This is a genomic window from Streptomyces sp. yr375 (genome assembly GCF_900110755.1).
Classification (GTDB): domain Bacteria; phylum Actinomycetota; class Actinomycetes; order Streptomycetales; family Streptomycetaceae; genus Streptomyces.
Window position 1 is genome coordinate 25,675 of the sequence record NZ_FOFF01000015.1, and the last position, 16,328, is coordinate 42,002.

General features: G+C 71.5%; 15 protein-coding genes. 8 read left to right on the forward strand and 7 right to left on the reverse strand.

Annotated features, from left to right (window positions below; all coding sequences use genetic code 11):
* Positions 1-21 precede the first annotated feature (21 nt).
* Entirely contained in the window at positions 22-909 is an 888-nt protein-coding gene (sucD, locus tag BMZ82_RS17275; protein WP_093776660.1) for a succinate--CoA ligase subunit alpha, read from the forward strand.
* A gap of 108 nt (positions 910-1,017) precedes the next feature.
* Here the strand turns inward: sucD and BMZ82_RS17280 are convergent, their stop codons facing one another.
* A complete protein-coding gene (locus BMZ82_RS17280) occupies positions 1,018-2,115 on the reverse strand; it encodes an RNA polymerase sigma factor (RefSeq protein WP_371271245.1) in 1,098 nt (365 codons plus the stop codon).
* Between BMZ82_RS17280 and BMZ82_RS17285 the strand changes: the two genes are divergently transcribed.
* On the forward strand, positions 2,098-3,807 hold the full coding sequence (locus BMZ82_RS17285; RefSeq protein ID WP_093776664.1) for a cell division protein PerM: 1,710 nt from the start codon (positions 2,098-2,100) through the stop codon (positions 3,805-3,807). The two genes, BMZ82_RS17280 and BMZ82_RS17285, sit on opposite strands and share 18 nt — an antisense overlap.
* A 255-nt stretch (positions 3,808-4,062) precedes the next feature.
* Here BMZ82_RS17285 and BMZ82_RS17290 read toward each other — a convergent pair whose 3' ends face one another.
* Positions 4,063-4,824, reverse strand: coding sequence for a hypothetical protein (locus tag BMZ82_RS17290; RefSeq protein WP_093776666.1), 762 nt, complete (start codon positions 4,822-4,824; stop codon positions 4,063-4,065).
* A gap of 234 nt (positions 4,825-5,058) precedes the next feature.
* Between BMZ82_RS17290 and purN the strand changes: the two genes are divergently transcribed.
* A complete protein-coding gene (gene purN, locus BMZ82_RS17295) occupies positions 5,059-5,724 on the forward strand; it encodes a phosphoribosylglycinamide formyltransferase (RefSeq protein WP_093776885.1) in 666 nt (221 codons plus the stop codon).
* Positions 5,721-7,316, forward strand: a complete 1,596-nt coding sequence (purH, locus tag BMZ82_RS17300; protein WP_093776668.1) for a bifunctional phosphoribosylaminoimidazolecarboxamide formyltransferase/IMP cyclohydrolase — start codon at positions 5,721-5,723, stop codon at positions 7,314-7,316. Before purN ends, purH begins: the two co-directional genes overlap by 4 nt.
* 122 nt (positions 7,317-7,438) lie before the next feature.
* Here purH and BMZ82_RS17305 read toward each other — a convergent pair whose 3' ends face one another.
* From BMZ82_RS17305 to BMZ82_RS42535, 5 genes are all read right to left on the reverse strand, one after another.
* Positions 7,439-7,912 carry a hypothetical protein gene (locus tag BMZ82_RS17305; protein ID WP_093776670.1) on the reverse strand — a complete coding sequence of 158 codons (474 nt, stop codon included), beginning with the start codon at positions 7,910-7,912 and terminating at the stop codon, positions 7,439-7,441.
* Positions 7,913-7,941: 29 nt separating this feature from the next.
* The gene (locus tag BMZ82_RS17310; protein ID WP_093776672.1) at positions 7,942-8,868 is read right to left on the reverse strand and encodes a hypothetical protein; all 927 of its coding nucleotides are present in this window, start codon (positions 8,866-8,868) and stop codon (positions 7,942-7,944) included.
* A gap of 149 nt (positions 8,869-9,017) precedes the next feature.
* The gene (locus BMZ82_RS17315) at positions 9,018-10,604 is read right to left on the reverse strand and encodes a protein kinase domain-containing protein (RefSeq protein ID WP_256251958.1); all 1,587 of its coding nucleotides are present in this window, start codon (positions 10,602-10,604) and stop codon (positions 9,018-9,020) included.
* Entirely contained in the window at positions 10,601-11,380 is a 780-nt protein-coding gene (locus tag BMZ82_RS41840) for an FHA domain-containing protein (RefSeq protein WP_371271242.1), read from the reverse strand. Before BMZ82_RS41840 ends, BMZ82_RS17315 begins: the two co-directional genes overlap by 4 nt.
* 169 nt (positions 11,381-11,549) lie before the next feature.
* On the reverse strand, positions 11,550-12,197 hold the full coding sequence (locus tag BMZ82_RS42535) for a hypothetical protein (RefSeq protein ID WP_093776676.1): 648 nt from the start codon (positions 12,195-12,197) through the stop codon (positions 11,550-11,552).
* A gap of 266 nt (positions 12,198-12,463) precedes the next feature.
* Here BMZ82_RS42535 and BMZ82_RS17325 point away from each other — a divergent pair, with 266 nt between their 5' ends.
* The 4 genes from BMZ82_RS17325 to BMZ82_RS17340 all read left to right on the forward strand — a co-directional run bounded on the left by BMZ82_RS17325 (position 12,464) and on the right by BMZ82_RS17340 (position 16,262).
* Positions 12,464-13,321 (forward strand): bifunctional methylenetetrahydrofolate dehydrogenase/methenyltetrahydrofolate cyclohydrolase, encoded by an 858-nt coding sequence (locus BMZ82_RS17325; protein WP_093776678.1) that lies wholly within the window; start codon positions 12,464-12,466, stop codon positions 13,319-13,321.
* A gap of 64 nt (positions 13,322-13,385) precedes the next feature.
* Positions 13,386-13,859, forward strand: coding sequence for a DUF3017 domain-containing protein (locus tag BMZ82_RS17330; protein WP_093776887.1), 474 nt, complete (start codon positions 13,386-13,388; stop codon positions 13,857-13,859).
* 143 nt (positions 13,860-14,002) lie between these two features.
* On the forward strand, positions 14,003-14,941 hold the full coding sequence (locus tag BMZ82_RS17335) for a helix-turn-helix domain-containing protein (RefSeq protein ID WP_093776680.1): 939 nt from the start codon (positions 14,003-14,005) through the stop codon (positions 14,939-14,941).
* 331 nt (positions 14,942-15,272) lie between these two features.
* On the forward strand, positions 15,273-16,262 hold the full coding sequence (locus tag BMZ82_RS17340) for a malate dehydrogenase (RefSeq protein ID WP_093776682.1): 990 nt from the start codon (positions 15,273-15,275) through the stop codon (positions 16,260-16,262).
* The last annotated feature ends 66 nt before the right edge of the window (positions 16,263-16,328 follow it).

Below are 16,328 nucleotides of genomic sequence, written 5' to 3' on the forward strand. Positions count from 1 at the left end.
GGGACGAGGGACAAAACAGCCATGGCTATCTTCCTCACCAAGGACAGCAAGGTCATCGTCCAGGGCATGACCGGTGCCACGGGCATGAAGCACACCAAGCTCATGCTGGCGGACGGCACCAACATCGTCGGTGGCGTGAACCCGCGCAAGGCGGGCACGTCCGTCGACATCGACGGCACCGAGATCCCGGTCTTCGGCACGGTCGCCGAGGCGATCGAGAAGACGGGCGCGAACGTGTCCGTCCTCTTCGTGCCGCCGGCGTTCGCCAAGGCCGCCGTCGTCGAGGCGATCGACGCGGAGATTCCGCTCGCGGTCGTCATCACCGAGGGCATCGCCGTCCACGACTCGGCCGCGTTCTACGCGTACGCCGTGGCCAAGGGCGACAAGACCCGGATCATCGGCCCGAACTGCCCCGGTCTCATCACCCCGGGCCAGTCCAACGCCGGCATCATCCCGGGCGACATCACGAAGCCGGGCCGCATCGGCCTGGTCTCGAAGTCCGGCACGCTGACCTACCAGATGATGTACGAGCTGCGCGACATCGGCTTCTCGTCCGCCGTCGGCATCGGTGGCGACCCGGTCATCGGTACGACGCACATCGACGCGCTCGCCGCGTTCGAGGCCGACCCCGACACCGACCTGATCGTGATGATCGGTGAGATCGGCGGCGACGCCGAGGAGCGGGCGGCGGCCTTCATCAAGGAGAACGTGAAGAAGCCGGTCGTCGGCTACGTCGCGGGCTTCACCGCCCCCGAGGGCAAGACGATGGGCCACGCGGGTGCGATCGTGTCCGGTTCGTCCGGTACGGCCGCCGCGAAGCAGGAGGCCCTCGAGGCCGCCGGCGTCAAGGTCGGCAAGACGCCGACCGAGACGGCGAAGCTGGCCCGCGAGATCCTCTCCGCGAGCTGATCGCTTCCTGATCGTTTCCGATCGGTTGCTTAGCTGAACGGTGATGGGCCCGTCCCCTTGGTGGGGGCGGGCCCACTCGCGTTGGTCGGCAGTGTGTGGCGGGGTCCGTCATCTCGACTGCGGGAGCAGCCTTTCCGGGCCGTTCGCCGTTTGCGAGCGCAGCTTTGCGCGGAGCTTCAGCTCCTTGCCCGAGAGTGGGCCCGGGGCGGCCCGTGGGGGGACGCCCTGCACCGTCTCGCCGGGGGGCACCGGGGGCTCGTACTGGGTGGGGGCGGTGCGTACGGTCAGTGCGGTCGCGCCGATGATCGCGACCGTGAACGCGATCGCCGCCCTGGTCCAGAAGCGGGCCCGGCGTTCGCCGGCCATCCGGACGGTGGGTGGTTTCGCCGCGCGCAGCCGTTCGGCGGACGCCACCTCCGCGAGGCGGCGGTGCAGTTCGGCGGGGCTCGCCAGGGCGGGCAGCCGTGCGGCGATCGCCTCCCGCGCGTGCAGCAGCCGGTTCGCGGTGGCGGGCGTGCTCGCCTCCGTCTCCGCCGCCGTCTCCGGCAGGTCGAGGCCGACGCCGTCGTAGAGGAGGAGCGTGCGGCGGTACGGGGCCGGGAGCGTGAGGAGTACGTCCAGCAGCGCGCGGTCGGGCGCGTGCGCCGGGGGCGGTTCCGGGTGGCGGAAACGGGGGCGGAACCGGTGCCAGGGGGAGAGCGCGTACTCGTACGCCGTCGCCCGTACCCAGCCCGCCGGGTCGCGGTCCACGGCGACCTCGGGCCAGCGCTGCCAGGCCAGTTGGAAAGCCTGCTCGACCGACTCGCGCGCGAGTTCGCGGCGGCCGCAGAGCAGGTAGGTCTGGCGGACGAGGGCGGGGGCGCAGAACCCGTAGAGGGCGTCGAAGGCCTGAGCGGGGGTCAGGGGGGAGGGGGGAGAAGGGGAGGGGGAGGGGGAGACGGCGGGCGGGGTGGTGGTCGGTGCGGGCTTCTTTGTCGGGCGCACCGTCACCTGGGGTCGAGGCGCTGCCTCCTGGGTGTTCGTCACCTTGTCCGCCTTGGTCAGCGATGCCGGCAGGTTGTTCGCGTCCCGAGTGGCAGGGCTCTGTGTCACAGGATGCCCCTTCGCCCGAAAAAGTACATAAGCGCATATTGAGCGACACAACGGTAGTTCGCCTGTTACGACGGGAAAGCGCGTGTCGTTGGGAGCATGACGGTCGTGATCCAGATGACCGCTCGCCGACTGCCGTTGTCGCCCCTGCTCACCCGGATGCGCGACCGAACTCCCGGACTGGCCGCCAGCCTCCTGGGTGGTGCCCTCGCGGCCGGGCTGGGGCTCGGTTCGTTCGCCGTGCTCGTGATGGTGCTGTGGATCAGTTCGCCGTATCCCGACAGCGGGCCGGGGGGTGCGCTCCATGTCGCCGCCGCGCTGTGGCTGTTGGCGCATGGCGCGGAACTGGTGCGCGTCGACACGCTGTCCGGGGTGCCGGCGCCGGTCGGTGTCACGCCGCTGCTGTTGCTCGCGTTGCCGGTGTGGCTGGTGCGGCGCGCTGCGCGGGACGCGGTGGAGGGGGGTGGCGACCGTCGTGACCGTGGTGAGGACGGTGGCGGCGGTGGTGGCGGGGGCGGTGGTGAGGGTGCTTTGTTCGTGAGTGGGCGTACCGCGTGGGTGGGTGTCGTGGTCGGGTATCTCGGCGTCGGGGCGGGTGCGGCTTTTTATGCCGGTGCCGGTGGCGCTTTGCGGCCCTCGTGGGTGTGGACGGCGGTGTGCGTGCCGGTGGTCGCCGTGCTGGCCGCCGGGGCGGGGGTGTGGTCGGCTCACGGTCGTCCGCACGGGCCTGTGGACAGCGTGCTGTTCGTGCTGCCTCGCGAGGTGCGGAGGTTGTTCCTCGGGGCGGAGGAGCGGGAGCGGCTCGGGGTTGCCGGGCGGGCCGCGGGGGTCGGGGCGGCGGTGCTGGTGGGGGGCGGGGCGTTGTTGGTGGCGGTGTCCTCGGTGTGGCACGCCGGTGCGGCTCGGGAGGCGTTTTTGCAGCTCACGGAGGGGTGGTCGGGGCGGTTCGCGGTGTTGTTGCTGTGTGTGGCGCTGGTGCCGAACGCGGCGGTGTGGGGGGCGGCGTATGCGCTGGGGCCGGGGTACGTCCTTGGTGCCGGGCATGTGGTGGCGCCGTTGTCCTCGGATCCGGCGCCCTTGTTGCCGCCGTTTCCGTTGCTGGCGGCGGTGCCGGAGGTGGGGGTCGGGACGTGGTGGAACTGGGCGGCGGGGTTGGTGCCGGTGGTGGGCGGGGCGGCGGTGGGGGTTTTTGTGGCTCGGGCGGCGGGGGGTTCTGTCGGGGGTGGTTGGTCTCGGGGGCGGACTGTGGGGGTTGTGGTGCTGGCGGGGGTGGGGTGCGGGGTGCTGTTGGGCGGGCTTGCGGGGGTGGCCGGGGGGCCGTTGGGGGGTGCCGCGTTGGCTCGGTTCGGGCCGGTGTGGTGGCAGGTGGGGGGTGCGGTGGTGTTGTGGGTCGTGGGGGTGGGGGTGCCGGTGGCTGTGGGGGTGCGGGGGTGGCGGGGGCGTCGGGAGTGGGGGGTTTGGGGGGCGTGGAGAGGGGTGCGGGTGTGGAAGGGGCGGGGGCGGCGGGGTGGCGTGGCGGAGGCGGAGGTGGAGGTGCAGGTGGAGGTGCAGGTGGAGGTGGAGGTGCTGGAGTCGGAGCTGTACGACTTCTCGCCGGTCGAGTCTGTCGGCCTCGTTGCCTCTGTCGCGCCCGCTGCTCCTGTTGAGCCTGTCGCCCCTGTCGCGCCTGTTGAGCCCGTTGAGACGGTCATGCCTGTTGGGGCTGTTGAGACTGGCGTGGCTGAGTTGGTGGAGCCGGTGTGGCATGAGGATGCGGCTCGGGAGGCTCGGTGGGCTGCGTTGAGGGAGGCGGGGGAGGACGGGGCGTGAACGGTGCGGTGTTTCTCGCCCCCGCCGCCCCTACCCATTCCCATCCCTGCCCTGGGGGCTGCCGCCCCCAGACCCCCGCTGTCGGCCCTTAAGGGGCCTCGTCCTCAAACGCCGGACGGGCTGAAAGCACCGACTGGCGCCCCCAGCGGGTGGGTGGGGGTTCGGGATGGCGTCTGCCTCGTCCTCAAGCGCCGGACGGGCTGGAATGTGCGGGCCGGTGTCGAGGAGGTGCCCCTGACCCCCATGCGTCACCCCTCACGCATTACCCCCCAAAATCCCCTTGAGTTGCTTGGGCAGCAAGTCGTTGCAGGCCTGCTTTGACTGTTGGGTCAGGGCGTCGTTTGTGCAGGTGTAGTAGTCGCTGTAGGCCAGTTGGGCGGTGAAGGTGGCGGCGACGAGGGCCAGGGCCAGGGAGGCGGTGACCAGGCCGGTGATGGCGGCCGTGCGCTGTGGGCGGCCGGTGGTCTCGGGGGTGGCCGGGGTGTCCGGGTCGGGGGTGCGGGGCTTGGTGCGTAGGGCGCTGATGCCCCAGTTCAGGGCCAGCGCGCCGAGCAGCAGGGCCACGTACGGCCAGCCGAAGAGGGCGAAGAAGAAGGCCCACATGCCGCACAGCAGCGCGTAGCGCGCACGGCGCTGGCCGGGGTCCGTGGGGTCCCAGCGCTTGCCGGGGTCCGTGCCGCCGCCCTCGGGGTTGTTGCCGCCGCCGGAGCGATCGCCGAAGCCGCCGGGGGAGCGGCCGGGCTGCTGGTCGCTCCACTGGCCGCCCCACGGCGGACGCCCGCCCTCGGGGGCGCCGCCCGCCGGGCGCCGGGGCTGCCACGGGCTGTCCGGCGTGCCTTCCGCCGGCGGCGCGAACGGATTATCGGGTTTGCTCGCATCATCCGGCTTGCCGGTGTTCTCGTTCTCCGGGGCTTCCGGAGGGGACTGTGGGCGCTCCCGTAGCAGCACGGCGTCGCGCTCCCCTCCCTGCGGTGACTGCGGGAGGAGCGTGAGGAGTCGCAGACTGCGGTCCGGCATCAAGAGAGCGTCTTCCCCTAGGTGATCTGGCTTAGGTGATCTGACTGTCTGGTACGAGCTGTCTGGCGTGAGCTGTTACTTCCGGAACGCACCGCATCACCATCGCGTTCCCGAGCCCGCTCGCCCCAGACGCTACCTTCCGGCCACGCCCCCGTCCCGTGGGGGCCGTCCGGTGTGCCGGTATCGTTGCTGGCGGTCGGCTGCTTCGTAGGCTTCCCCGTATCCGGGGGCTCGATGCATTCGTATGAACGTACAAGAACGCTGCTCCGTAGAAAGGGCCTCACCGTGGCCAAGCGCCTTGTCGTGCTGGTCTCCGGATCCGGTACGAATCTGCAGGCACTCCTCGACGCCGTCGCGGCCGTCGGAGTCGAGGCCTACGGCGCCGAGATCGTGGCCGTCGGGGCCGACCGGGACGGCATCGAGGGCCTCGCCCGTGCCGAGCGGGCCGGGATTCCCACGTTCGTCCGCCGGGTCAAGGACTTCGGCACCCGCGACGAGTGGGACGCGGCGCTCACCGAGGCGGTGGCCGCTCACGAGCCCGACCTCGTCGTCTCCGCCGGGTTCATGAAGATCGTGGGGAAGGAATTCCTGGCGCGGTTCGGCGGGCGGGTCGTCAACACCCACCCCGCGCTGCTGCCCAGTTTCCCCGGGGCCCACGGGGTGCGGGACGCGCTCGCGTACGGCGCTCGGGTCACCGGCTGCACCGTCCACTTCGTCGACGACGGTGTCGACACCGGACCGATCATCGCCCAGGGCGTCGTCGAGATCCGGGACGAGGACGACGAGAGCGCTCTGCACGAGCGCATCAAGGACATCGAGCGAAGGCTGCTCGTCGAGGTCGTGGGGCGGCTCGCCCGCAACGGCTATCGCATTGAGGGACGAAAGGTAGTTATCCAGTGACCGCCGACAGCGACAGCAACAGCACTGTCACGGCTGCGAGCAGCAAGCGGGGCATCCGTCGCGCGCTCGTCAGCGTCTACGACAAGACCGGTCTGGAAGACCTCGCGCGCGGGCTGCACGAAGGCGGCGTCGAGCTCGTCTCCACCGGCTCCACCGCCTCCCGGATCGCCGCCGCCGGCGTCCCCGTCACCAAGGTCGAGGAGCTGACCGGCTTCCCCGAGTGCCTGGACGGCCGGGTCAAGACCCTGCACCCCAAGGTGCACGCCGGCATCCTCGCCGACCTGCGGCTGGAGAGCCACCGCGAGCAGCTCGCCGAGCTGGGCGTCGAGCCGTTCGACCTGGTCGTCGTCAACCTCTACCCGTTCCGCGAGACCGTCGCCTCGGGCGCGTCGCCGGACGAGTGCGTCGAGCAGATCGACATCGGCGGCCCGTCCATGGTGCGCGCCGCCGCCAAGAACCACCCGTCGGTGGCCGTGGTCACCAGCCCGGCGCGCTACGGCGACATCCTCGCCGCCGTCCGTGACGGCGGGTTCGACCTCGCCGCCCGCAAGCGGCTCGCCGCCGAGGCCTTCCAGCACACCGCCGCCTACGACGTGGCCGTCGCCTCCTGGTTCGCCTCCTCCTACGCGCCCGTCGACGAGTCGCAGTTCCCCGACTTCCTCGGCGGCACCTGGGAGCGCAAGAGCACCCTCCGCTACGGCGAGAACCCGCACCAGCCCGCCGCGCTCTACGTCGACGCCGACGGCGCCGGTCTCGCGCAGGCCGAGCAGTTGCACGGCAAGGAGATGTCGTACAACAACTACACGGACACGGACGCCGCGCACCGTGCCGCGTACGACCACGCCGAGCCGGCCGTCGCGATCATCAAGCACGCCAACCCGTGCGGGATCGCCGTCGGCGCGGACGTCGCGGAGGCGCACCGCAAGGCGCACGCGTGCGACCCGCTGTCGGCCTTCGGCGGCGTCATCGCCGTGAACCGGCCGGTCAGCAAGGAGCTGGCGGAGCAGGTCGCGGAGATCTTCACCGAGGTCATCGTCGCGCCGGACTACGAGGAGGGGGCCCTCGAGGCCCTCGCCAAGAAGAAGAACATCCGCGTGCTGAAGGCCCCCGCCGGTCCGTCCAGCACGGTCGAGCTGAAGCCCATCGGCGGCGGCGCGCTGCTCCAGGTCGCCGACCGCCTCCAGGCCGACGGCGACGACCCGGCCAACTGGACCCTCGCCACCGGCGAGGCCCTCAGCCCGGCCGAACTGGCCGAACTCTCCTTCGCCTGGAAGGCCTGCCGGGCCGTCAAGTCCAACGCCATCCTGATCGCCAAGGACGGCGCTTCGGTCGGCGTCGGCATGGGCCAGGTCAACCGCGTCGACAGCGCGAAGCTGGCCGTCGAGCGCGCCGGCGCGGAGCGGGCGCGCGGCGCGTACGCCGCCTCCGACGCCTTCTTCCCCTTCCCCGACGGGCTCGAAGTGCTCGTCGAGGCAGGCGTAAAGGCCGTGGTCCAGCCCGGCGGTTCGGTCCGCGACGAACTCGTCGTCGAGGCCGCGAAGAAGGCGGGCGTCACGATGTACTTCACGGGCACGCGCCACTTCTTCCACTGACACACACCACACCACACCACACCACAGTGCACTGCATTGCGCTGAGTTGACGTGTACGTCGTCGGGGGCGGTGGCCGGTTGTCGGCCGCCGCCCCTTTCAGGTGTGCAGGAGCAGGGGCGGCTCAGGTCAGCCAGGTCGCGCACTCGCCTGCGGTCACCCAGCGGTGGGAGCGGATGTTGTTGTCGACGATCGGGTGGCCGCCGTTGAACGAGTTGTCGGACAGGTTGTCCGCGAAGTACTCGTTCGGCGCGAGACAGGTGTACGTCTCCTCGTAGTTCTGCCAGAACCAGAACTGGACGACGTCCCGGCCACCGGTGTAGCCCGCGTTCATGACGGACGACGCCCGGTCCCAGGCCCCCGCGAAACCGCCGCCCGCGGCGTTCCAGTCCGGGTCGTTGCCGGCGGTCTGGCCCAGCAGCGCGCCCTGGCAGTCGTAGCCGTCCCAGGCGTAGACGTTGCCGTTGCGGCCCGGCCACTTGTTGTTGCAGCCCGTGGCCTGGACGCTCGCGTCGGCCGCCTGGGCGGTCGTCGCGGGCACGGTCAGCCCGAGCGCGGTCAGGCCGATGACGGCCGCCGTGATGGCGAACTTGCGCATGATGATTCCCCTCGTTTTGGTTGGTTGCGTCAGGCGCGTTGCGGCACGATCCGCACCGCTCGGTCGTACGCCTGGTGCTGGAGGCGCCGATAGGTGTCGAGCGCCTTGCCGTACCGGGTCGGAAGCCGGTCGACGTAGTGGGTTTCGCGGGCCGTGGCCACCGACTTCAGGGACGTCGCTCGGGCGCACGTCGCGTCGGCGACCGCGATCCTCCGCTCGGTCGCGAACGCCTTGTCGGCGGCGGCCGTCCCCAGTCGCGCGGTGTTCTCGCGCGTCGCGTCACGGGCCGCCTGCGGGTCCGGGTAGGTCAGCCCGGACTTCTTCATGCACCGGGACCAGGCGGCGACGGCGGTGGTCAGTTGCCGGTCGCGCATCAGGTCGGCGGCGTACAGCGCGTTGAGGCCGGTGGCGGTCTTGGAGGCGCGGAACCAGTCGCCGGGGTCGCCGTACAGGGCCTTCTCCGCCTCCGCCGTACAGCCGCCGAGGCGTTTGCGCACCTCCCGGCCGCTGCCGGGCAGTTCGGCCGAGACCACCTGGACGGCGCTCCCACTCCCATTCCCGCTGCCGCCGTCGAGTGCCTGGTCGAAGGCGGTACGGCGGGCGGCGGACAGGGTCTGGCGGTAGGCGGCGACGGGGTTGTGCAGCCGTACCTGCTCCTGCTCGGCGTCGATCCGGCCGCCGTACCCGTACGTCCGCGCCCACGCCACGTCGTCCTGCACGAACCGCACCGGCATGCTCTCGCGCAGGGTCAGGCCGCGGTCCTCCGCGTACGTGAAGCCGTGCCGCTTCATGCACTGGGAGGTGAGGCGCTGTTCGGCGTCGGTGAGACGGAGTTCCTGCTGCCAGGTCAGCGCCTGCGGGCGGGAGGGCGGCGCGGTGTCCCGCCCGCAGCCGGCCATCGCCGTGACCGCCGTGAGCGCCGCGATCGTGCACCGTGCGGCGAGCGCCCGCTTCATGGTCGTACCCCCGTCGTGCCCGTGGTCCCGTGTTCTCGTGGGTGGAGACCGGGCGGTGTCCGGCCCACCCCCGAGGGGGCCGGACACCGCGCGGCGTGCAACCACGGTCGCGGGAAACGGCGGGCGGCGGTACCTCGGACTTCTCAGGGTCACGTCCGGCCGGGGGGCGTGTACTCCTTGAGGTAGTGGGCGATCCGCGTCGCGTAGTCGCGGTTTTTCGCCGGGACGCCGTCCGCCTTGTTCACCGTGTCCCACGAGGTGCGGTAGGCGACGGCGACCAACACCCGCCGGTCGCCCGGGAGTCGGGCGTTAAGGCGCGGTGCGATCCAGCACAGGTAGCGGCCCATCGCCGGGATGGACTCGGCCGGCGGGAAGGGCGGCGACGGGACGGTCTCGCCGGGGGTGCCGTCGGCGTTCATCCACCAGCGCAGCACGCTCGGGGTCCACCGGGCGATGCCGTACTCGTTCTTGGCGGGGTCCGAGAGGGCCGGATCGAAGTCGCTCTCCACCTTCAGCATGGCGGCGATCAGGGACGGCGTGACGGACGCGTGACGGCAGTCCCGCGCCGTCTCGACGATCAGCAGCCGGTACGCGGCCGGTACGCCCCTGTCGGTGCGCAGGTCCACCGCGCCGTACTGCGCGGCGGTCTCCGCGGTGACGCCCGCACCGGCCGTTTTACCGTCGCCGGAGTCACCGGAGTTTCCGTCGCCGGTCCAGGCGCTGATGCCGTAGCCGACGGCCGACAGCGCGGCGACGGTCGCGAGCGCGCCCGCCAGGACGGCCGTACGACGGCGGGACCGGCGGCCGGTGGACGGCGTCGTCGTGCCGGTGAGCGTCTCCACCCGGCGCAGCAGGGCTTCGGTGTCGATGCGGTCGGCGTGCGTACGGGCCAGGCAGGCGGCGACGATCTCCCGCCAGGGGGACGGGAGTTCGGGCGACAGGCGCAGTTCGGCGGTGCCGCGCGCGTAGGCGACGGCCGCGTCGCGGCGGGCCGTCGGGGTGCCGCCGGGCAGCGGGAAGGAGCCGGTGAGGACGAGGTGGGCGAGGACGCCGAACGCCCACACGTCGGCGGACGGGCGGATCCGGCGGCCCCGTTCGCCGATCTCGGCCCACAGCAGCTCGGGCGGGGTGTAGTCGGGGGTGGAGAAGGCGGGCGTGTAGGCGTGGGTGCCTTCGAGTTCGGCGGCCATGTTGAAGTCCGCGAGCCGGGCCGAACCGTCTTTCATCAGCAGGACGTTGGCAGGCTTGAGGTCCCCGTGCACCCAGCCCGCCCGGTGCAACTGGGCCAGCCCGGCGCACACTTGGGCGAGCAGCGCCGGACCGGCCGTGGGCGCGGCGGCGCGTTTCAGCAGCGCCGACAGCGAGTCCTCGGCCTTCTCCAGCACCAGCACGGTCGCGCCGTCGAGTTCGGGGCGGGACGGGTCGTCGACGGTGAGGGTGTCGTAGAGGCGGATGAGACGCGGGCTGCTGAGCCGGCTCAGCAACTCCACTTCCCGCTCCGCGAGTTCGCGCAGATGGGTGAGCTGGCGGGGGGTGTGGGTGCCGGTGGGCAGGAACTTGAGGGCGGCGGTATCGGGGACGTCCGTTACGTCTGCGCGGGCGTCGCTTTCGGAAACGTCCCGTCGGGCCGCGTACACACTGCCGAACGCGCCGGTCGCGATCGGTTCCCGCACCTCCCAGTCGCCCACCCGGTACCCCTTGGGCACCCGGACGGCGTACGGCTCGGGCTCGGTCACCGCACCGCCGCCAGGACGGCGAGGTCGTCCTCGCGCACCAGGTCGAAGCGGAGCGCCATGGACACCAGGGACTCCTTCTTGCCGTTGAGGCGCGGTCCCGGTTCCGCGGTGTCGGGGCCGGGCTTGAGGCGCAGTTTCACGGCGAGGTAGTCGATGTTCCACTGCACGGACGTACGGGACGCGGCGGGCCAGCCGGGCCGCAGCCGTGCGACGACCTGGTCGACGGTGGGCAGCGGGGCGTGCGGTTCGCCGCGCAGCCGGGGTTCGCACAGGGCGGCCAGGACCGCGAAGTACCGCTTGCCGCGGTCCAGGGAGAAGGCGGGGGCCGTGGGCGCGCCGTCCAGGCCCGAGGCCGTGCCCAGGTAGTCGTGGCGCGGGGCCCACACCTCGAACGTCAGCAGGTCGCCCGCCGCGGGCAGCACGATCCGGGCGAACTCGAAGGGGACGGGCGCGTCCAGCCGGCCGGGCGCGACCTTGATGTGCTCGCCGGCGCCCTCCGGGTTCTCCACCACGTAGGTCTGGTCGCGGCTGAAATTGCTCAGTATCCAGAACGCGCCCTGCGCGGTGATCTCACCGGCCCGCCGGGAGACGCCCTCGTGCGGAATCTCCAGGTCGTTGGCCTGCGCCGACCGCCCGAAGGTCAGCCGCTCACCAGGCGCGAGCCGCACTCGCCGCCCACACTCCTGCCCACCGCGCCCGTCCTCCCGAGCCACCGGCGGCACCGGAGACACGAGAGATACCGGCGATACCGGAGGTACGACGATGATGCTGTACACGGTGTGTCACCCCGTCCTCACCCGCCCTTTACGGCATCAGGGTGGGCGACGGGACGGGGCCGTGTCACGCCGTGACACGACCCCGGCGAGGAATGGCGAGAATGCGCCCTTCCGGCAGGCTCAGTACCGCTGTCAGTACCGCTGTCAGTACCGCCGTCGGTACCCGCCGTCAGTACCGCGGGCGGTTGAACCAGGCCGCGCCGGACGGGGCGATCATCGCTGCTGCCATGGTGCCGCCGAAGCCCATCCACAGGAGTGCCGAGACCAGGGCGGCCGAGGAGCCGGCGGTGGCCGCGCTGATCAGGATGATGACGCCGAAGAGGGCGCCGAGGATGCCGTAGATCATGGTGGTGATGCGGATGCCCTGGCCGCCGCGGGTGAACTTGACGCCCAGCGTGATCGACAGCGCGGAGAGGCCGAGGAACAGCACCGCGATGAAGAAGATGATGCCGGCCCCGGCGTGGCCGATGTCGGAGAAGCCGTTGCTGCCGAAGGTGTCCTCGCCCGAGTTGGACACGTCGTTGATCGTGGCCGCGCCGAAGGCGGCGAAGAGGCCGGCGAGGACCTGGACGCCCGCCACGATGTACAGCAGGACGCGGGCCGTGACCATCAGGCCGGGCATGGTCTGCGGCAGCGCGTTGCCCCCCGGGTAGCCGGGGTAGCCGGGCTGCTGCTGGGGGTAGCCGGGCTGCTGCGGGAAGCCGTACCCCGGAGCCGTGGGGGGCTGCTGGGGGTAGCCGTAGCCCGGTGCGGCCGGGGGTTGCTGCGGCTGCTGGGGCGGGGGGCCGTAAGGGTTGTTCGGGTCGCCGAAACTCATGGCGGTCCTTCCTCCGTGTGCATTCGAGTGCGGGGACGACGGGCGACCGGTTGTGGAGGAAGGTCTACAGATGCGGTCGTCCCCCCGGTACTGCCCGCGGCACTGTGGCCTCAATCGTTCTGCAATGGCCGGTTTGTTGTCCAGCCGCATTCCGCGGCATTCCCGAGGTGTTGTGCAAGTGCAACATCATCCGGGACTGGAACCGGAGTAAAACCGGATGTGATCCGGATTGGAACCGCGGGGCCGTCATCCGGGAGAATGGGAGCATGACCGCCCAGATTCTCGATGGCAAGGCCACCGCAGCCGAGATCAAGTCCGATCTGACCGCCCGCGTGGCGGCGCTGAAGGAGAAGGGCGTGACGCCCGGCCTCGGCACGATCCTCGTCGGCGCCGACCCCGGCAGCCAGAAGTACGTCGCCGGCAAGCACCGCGACTGCGCCCAGGTCGGCATCGCGTCCATCCAGCGCGAGCTGCCCGCCACGGCCACCCAGGAGGAGATCGAGGCGGTCGTCCGCGAGCTGAACGACGACCCCGCCTGCACCGGCTACCTCGTCCAGCTCCCGCTGCCCGCGGGCATCGACGAGAACCGGATCCTGGAGCTGATGGACCCGGCCAAGGACGCCGACGGCCTGCACCCGATGAACCTCGGCCGGCTCGTCCTCAACGAGCCCGCGCCGCTGCCCTGCACCCCCAACGGCGTGCTCACGCTGCTGCGCCGGTACGGCGTCGAGATCAAGGGCGCGGAGGTCGTGGTCGTCGGCCGTGGAGTGACCATCGGGCGTCCGATGCCGCTGCTGCTGACCCGGCGCAGCGAGAACGCGACGGTCACCCAGTGCCACACCGGCACCCGGGACCTCTCGGCGCACCTGAAGCGGGCCGACGTGATCGTCGCCGCCGCCGGTTCCGCCCATCTGGTCCGGGCCGAGGACGTCAAGCCGGGGGCGGCCGTCCTCGACATCGGCGTCTCGCGCAACGCGGAGGGGAAGATCGTCGGCGACGTCCACCCGGACGTCCGCGAGGTGGCCGGCTGGATCTCCCCCAACCCGGGCGGCGTCGGCCCCATGACCCGCGCCCAACTGCTCGTCAACGTGGTCGAGGCGGCGGAGCGCAGTGTCGCCGTCTGAGGGGGCCTCCGGCAACGCCGGGGACAGGGACGGCGACGTGGCTGACAGGGACGGTGTGGGCGACATGGGCGACATGGGCGACGTGGCGGACAAGGGCGAGACCGAGGTGCGGGATCCGGTCAGTGCGCCGGACGTGCGCGGTGTGCCGCGTCGCACCACCCGCCGCTTCCCGAAGTTCACCCGGGACACCGCGCGCCCCGAGGGCGCCGGCCGGGCCGGACCCGGCGACGCCTTCGCCTCCCGGCAGTGGCCGATCATCGCCGTCCTGGGCGTCGTCGCGCTCGGCTTGCTGCTGACCGCGCTCGACGTGGTGCGGGTCGGCACGGTCCTGATCGGCGTCGGACTGCTGGTCGGCGCGGTGCTGCGCTGGCTGCTGCCCGGCGTCGGCATGCTCGCCGTCCGCTCCCGCTTCACCGACATCGCGACCTACGGCGTGCTGGGCACCGCGATCGTCCTGCTGTCGCTGATGGCCCAGCCCCACCCGTTGCTCCAGATCCCGATCCTCAAGGACACCCTGCACTTCACAGTCAGCGGCTGAACCTCGCTCATCCCCCTTTCCTCCTCCCGTATCCCTCCTCCCTCGTTGTGTCGATACGTCGATGATTCGGGTATGTGTCCTGAATCGTCTTCGTATCGGGTCTAACGTGGCCGCGGGGGACTTGGCGGAGGGAGGGGGGATCGATGCCTCGGTGGAGGGCCTTGCCGGATGAACTCGACCCGCAGGTACGGGAGTTCGCCGAGCAGTTGCGGCGGGTCGTGGACCGTACGGGACTGAGTCTGGCGGCGGTCGCCGACCGTACCGGCTACAGCAGGACGTCCTGGGAGCGGTATCTCGACGGGCGGCTGCTCGCGCCCAAGGGCGCGATCGTCGCGCTGGCCGAGGTCACCGGCACGCCGCCGATCCATCTGACCACCATGTGGGAGCTGGCCGAACGCGCCTGGAGCCGTTCGGAGATGCGGCACGACCGGACCATGGAGGCCGGCCGGATCGCCCAGGCGCGGGCCGCGCTCGGGGAGTTCGGGCCGCCGCCGCCCGAGGTGCGGGAGGAGCCGGCCGAGGCGCGGGTCGCGGTGACTCCGGGCGTCGCCGGACCTGCGGGGGTGTCCGACGGCGGCTCCGGTTCGGGGCGGGTGGCGTTGTTTCTCGCCGGGGTGGTGGGGGTCGTGATCGTCGTCGTGGGGGCGTTCCTGCTGACCGACGGCGGGGATCCGCAGCAGGCGGTGGGCACCGTCAAGTCGCCGTCCCCGTCGGCCGGTTCGGCGACCTCTATGACCGTCCTGCCGTCCGGGGCGCGGTGCGGCGGCGCGGGCTGCACGGGCAAGGACGCGGAGGAGATGGGGTGCAGCGGCGACCTCGTGGAGACGGTGCGGAGCGCGACGGTCGGGGCGGTCCTGGTCGAGGTCCGCTACAGCGAGACATGCGGGGCCGCCTGGGGCCGTATCACACAGGCCGCGCCGGGGGACGGGGTGCGGGTGACCGCCGGGTCGGTGCGGCAGACCGGCGCCATCACCGTCGCCGGCGACACGATCGCGTACACCCCGATGGTGGCGGTGCGCGACGCGGCGGACGCGACGGCGTGCGCGGTGCTGGCGTCCGGACGGCAGGGCTGTACGCCGTAGCCCGGGTGAAAAACCCGTACGCCGTAGCCCGGAGAAAAAAGTGGGGGCGGGTCAGGAATAGGCCTGTCCGGTCGGGGCACGCGAACCGTATCCCCACGGGAGTCCGGCGCGGTCGGTCCCCCACCATGGCGGCCGTTCGGTCCTTCTCCCCCCCTCCAGGACCGGGCGGCCGCCGCTCTGTGGGGCGGGCCACACAACCCCGGACGTCCGGCATCCCGGAGGCGCGATAGCCTGACCGCTGGATGGATCTCTTGATACCAAGAGATCGATCATCTGTACGTCCCACCCGGGGCAGGGACGCCCCACCGACCGCTGTCATACGGAGAACGCCATGACCCGCACTCCCGTGAACGTCACCGTCACCGGCGCGGCCGGCCAGATCGGTTACGCCCTGCTGTTCCGCATCGCCTCCGGCCAGTTGCTCGGCGCGGACGTGCCGGTCAAGCTGCGCCTGCTGGAGATCACCCCGGCGCTGAAGGCCGCTGAGGGCACCGCGATGGAGCTCGACGACTGCGCCTTCCCGCTCCTTGCGGGCATCGACATCACGGACGACCCGAACGTCGCCTTCGACGGCACCAACGTCGCCCTCCTCGTCGGCGCGCGCCCCCGCACCAAGGGCATGGAGCGCGGTGACCTCCTGGAGGCCAACGGCGGCATCTTCAAGCCGCAGGGCAAGGCCATCAACGACAACGCGGCGGACGACATCAAGGTCCTCGTCGTCGGCAACCCGGCCAACACCAACGCGCTCATCGCGCAGGCCGCCGCGCCCGACGTACCGGCCGAGCGTTTCACCGCGATGACCCGCCTCGACCACAACCGCGCGCTGACCCAGCTCGCGAAGAAGACGGGCTCGACGGTCGCCGACATCAAGCGGCTGACCATCTGGGGCAACCACTCGGCGACCCAGTACCCGGACATCTTCCACGCCACGATCGCCGGCAAGAACGCGGCCGAGGTCGTCAGCGACGAGAAGTGGCTCGCCGAGGACTTCATCCCGACCGTCGCCAAGCGCGGCGCGGCCATCATCGAGGCGCGCGGCGCGTCCTCGGCCGCCTCCGCCGCCAACGCCGCCATCGACCACGTGTACACGTGGGTCAACGGCACGGCGGACGGCGACTGGGCCTCCATGGGCATCCCGTCGGACGGTTCGTACGGCGTCCCCGAGGGCCTCATCTCGTCCTTCCCGGTCACCACCAAGGACGGCGTCTACGAGATCGTCCAGGGCCTGGACGTCAACGAGTTCTCCCGCGCCCGTATCGACGCGTCGGTGGCGGAGCTGGCGGAGGAGCGGGACGCGGTCCGCGCGCTCGGCCTCATCTGAGTTCAGCAGCATCCGAGTTCAGTAGCAGTGCAGTGGTAACTCCCTGATCCCCGGGGGGCCTTGGTC

Bases quoted from the DNA above. Each gene is read 5' to 3' on its own strand.
- BMZ82_RS17310 (WP_093776672.1), bottom strand. From the start codon at position 8,868: ATGAAGCGGGCGCTCGCCGCACGGTGCACGATCGCGGCGCTCACGGCG.
- BMZ82_RS17340 (WP_093776682.1), top strand. From the start codon at position 15,273: ATGACCCGCACTCCCGTGAACGTCACCGTCACCGGCGCGGCCGGCCAG.
- BMZ82_RS17325 (WP_093776678.1), top strand. From the start codon at position 12,464: ATGACCGCCCAGATTCTCGATGGCAAGGCCACCGCAGCCGAGATCAAG.
- BMZ82_RS17330 (WP_093776887.1), top strand. From the start codon at position 13,386: ATGGGCGACATGGGCGACGTGGCGGACAAGGGCGAGACCGAGGTGCGG.
- BMZ82_RS17285 (WP_093776664.1), top strand. From the start codon at position 2,098: ATGACGGTCGTGATCCAGATGACCGCTCGCCGACTGCCGTTGTCGCCC.
- purN (WP_093776885.1), top strand. From the start codon at position 5,059: ATGCATTCGTATGAACGTACAAGAACGCTGCTCCGTAGAAAGGGCCTC.
- BMZ82_RS17305 (WP_093776670.1), bottom strand. From the start codon at position 7,912: ATGCGCAAGTTCGCCATCACGGCGGCCGTCATCGGCCTGACCGCGCTC.
- sucD (WP_093776660.1), top strand. From the start codon at position 22: ATGGCTATCTTCCTCACCAAGGACAGCAAGGTCATCGTCCAGGGCATG.
- BMZ82_RS17290 (WP_093776666.1), bottom strand. From the start codon at position 4,824: ATGCCGGACCGCAGTCTGCGACTCCTCACGCTCCTCCCGCAGTCACCG.
- BMZ82_RS42535 (WP_093776676.1), bottom strand. From the start codon at position 12,197: ATGAGTTTCGGCGACCCGAACAACCCTTACGGCCCCCCGCCCCAGCAG.
- BMZ82_RS17335 (WP_093776680.1), top strand. From the start codon at position 14,003: ATGCCTCGGTGGAGGGCCTTGCCGGATGAACTCGACCCGCAGGTACGG.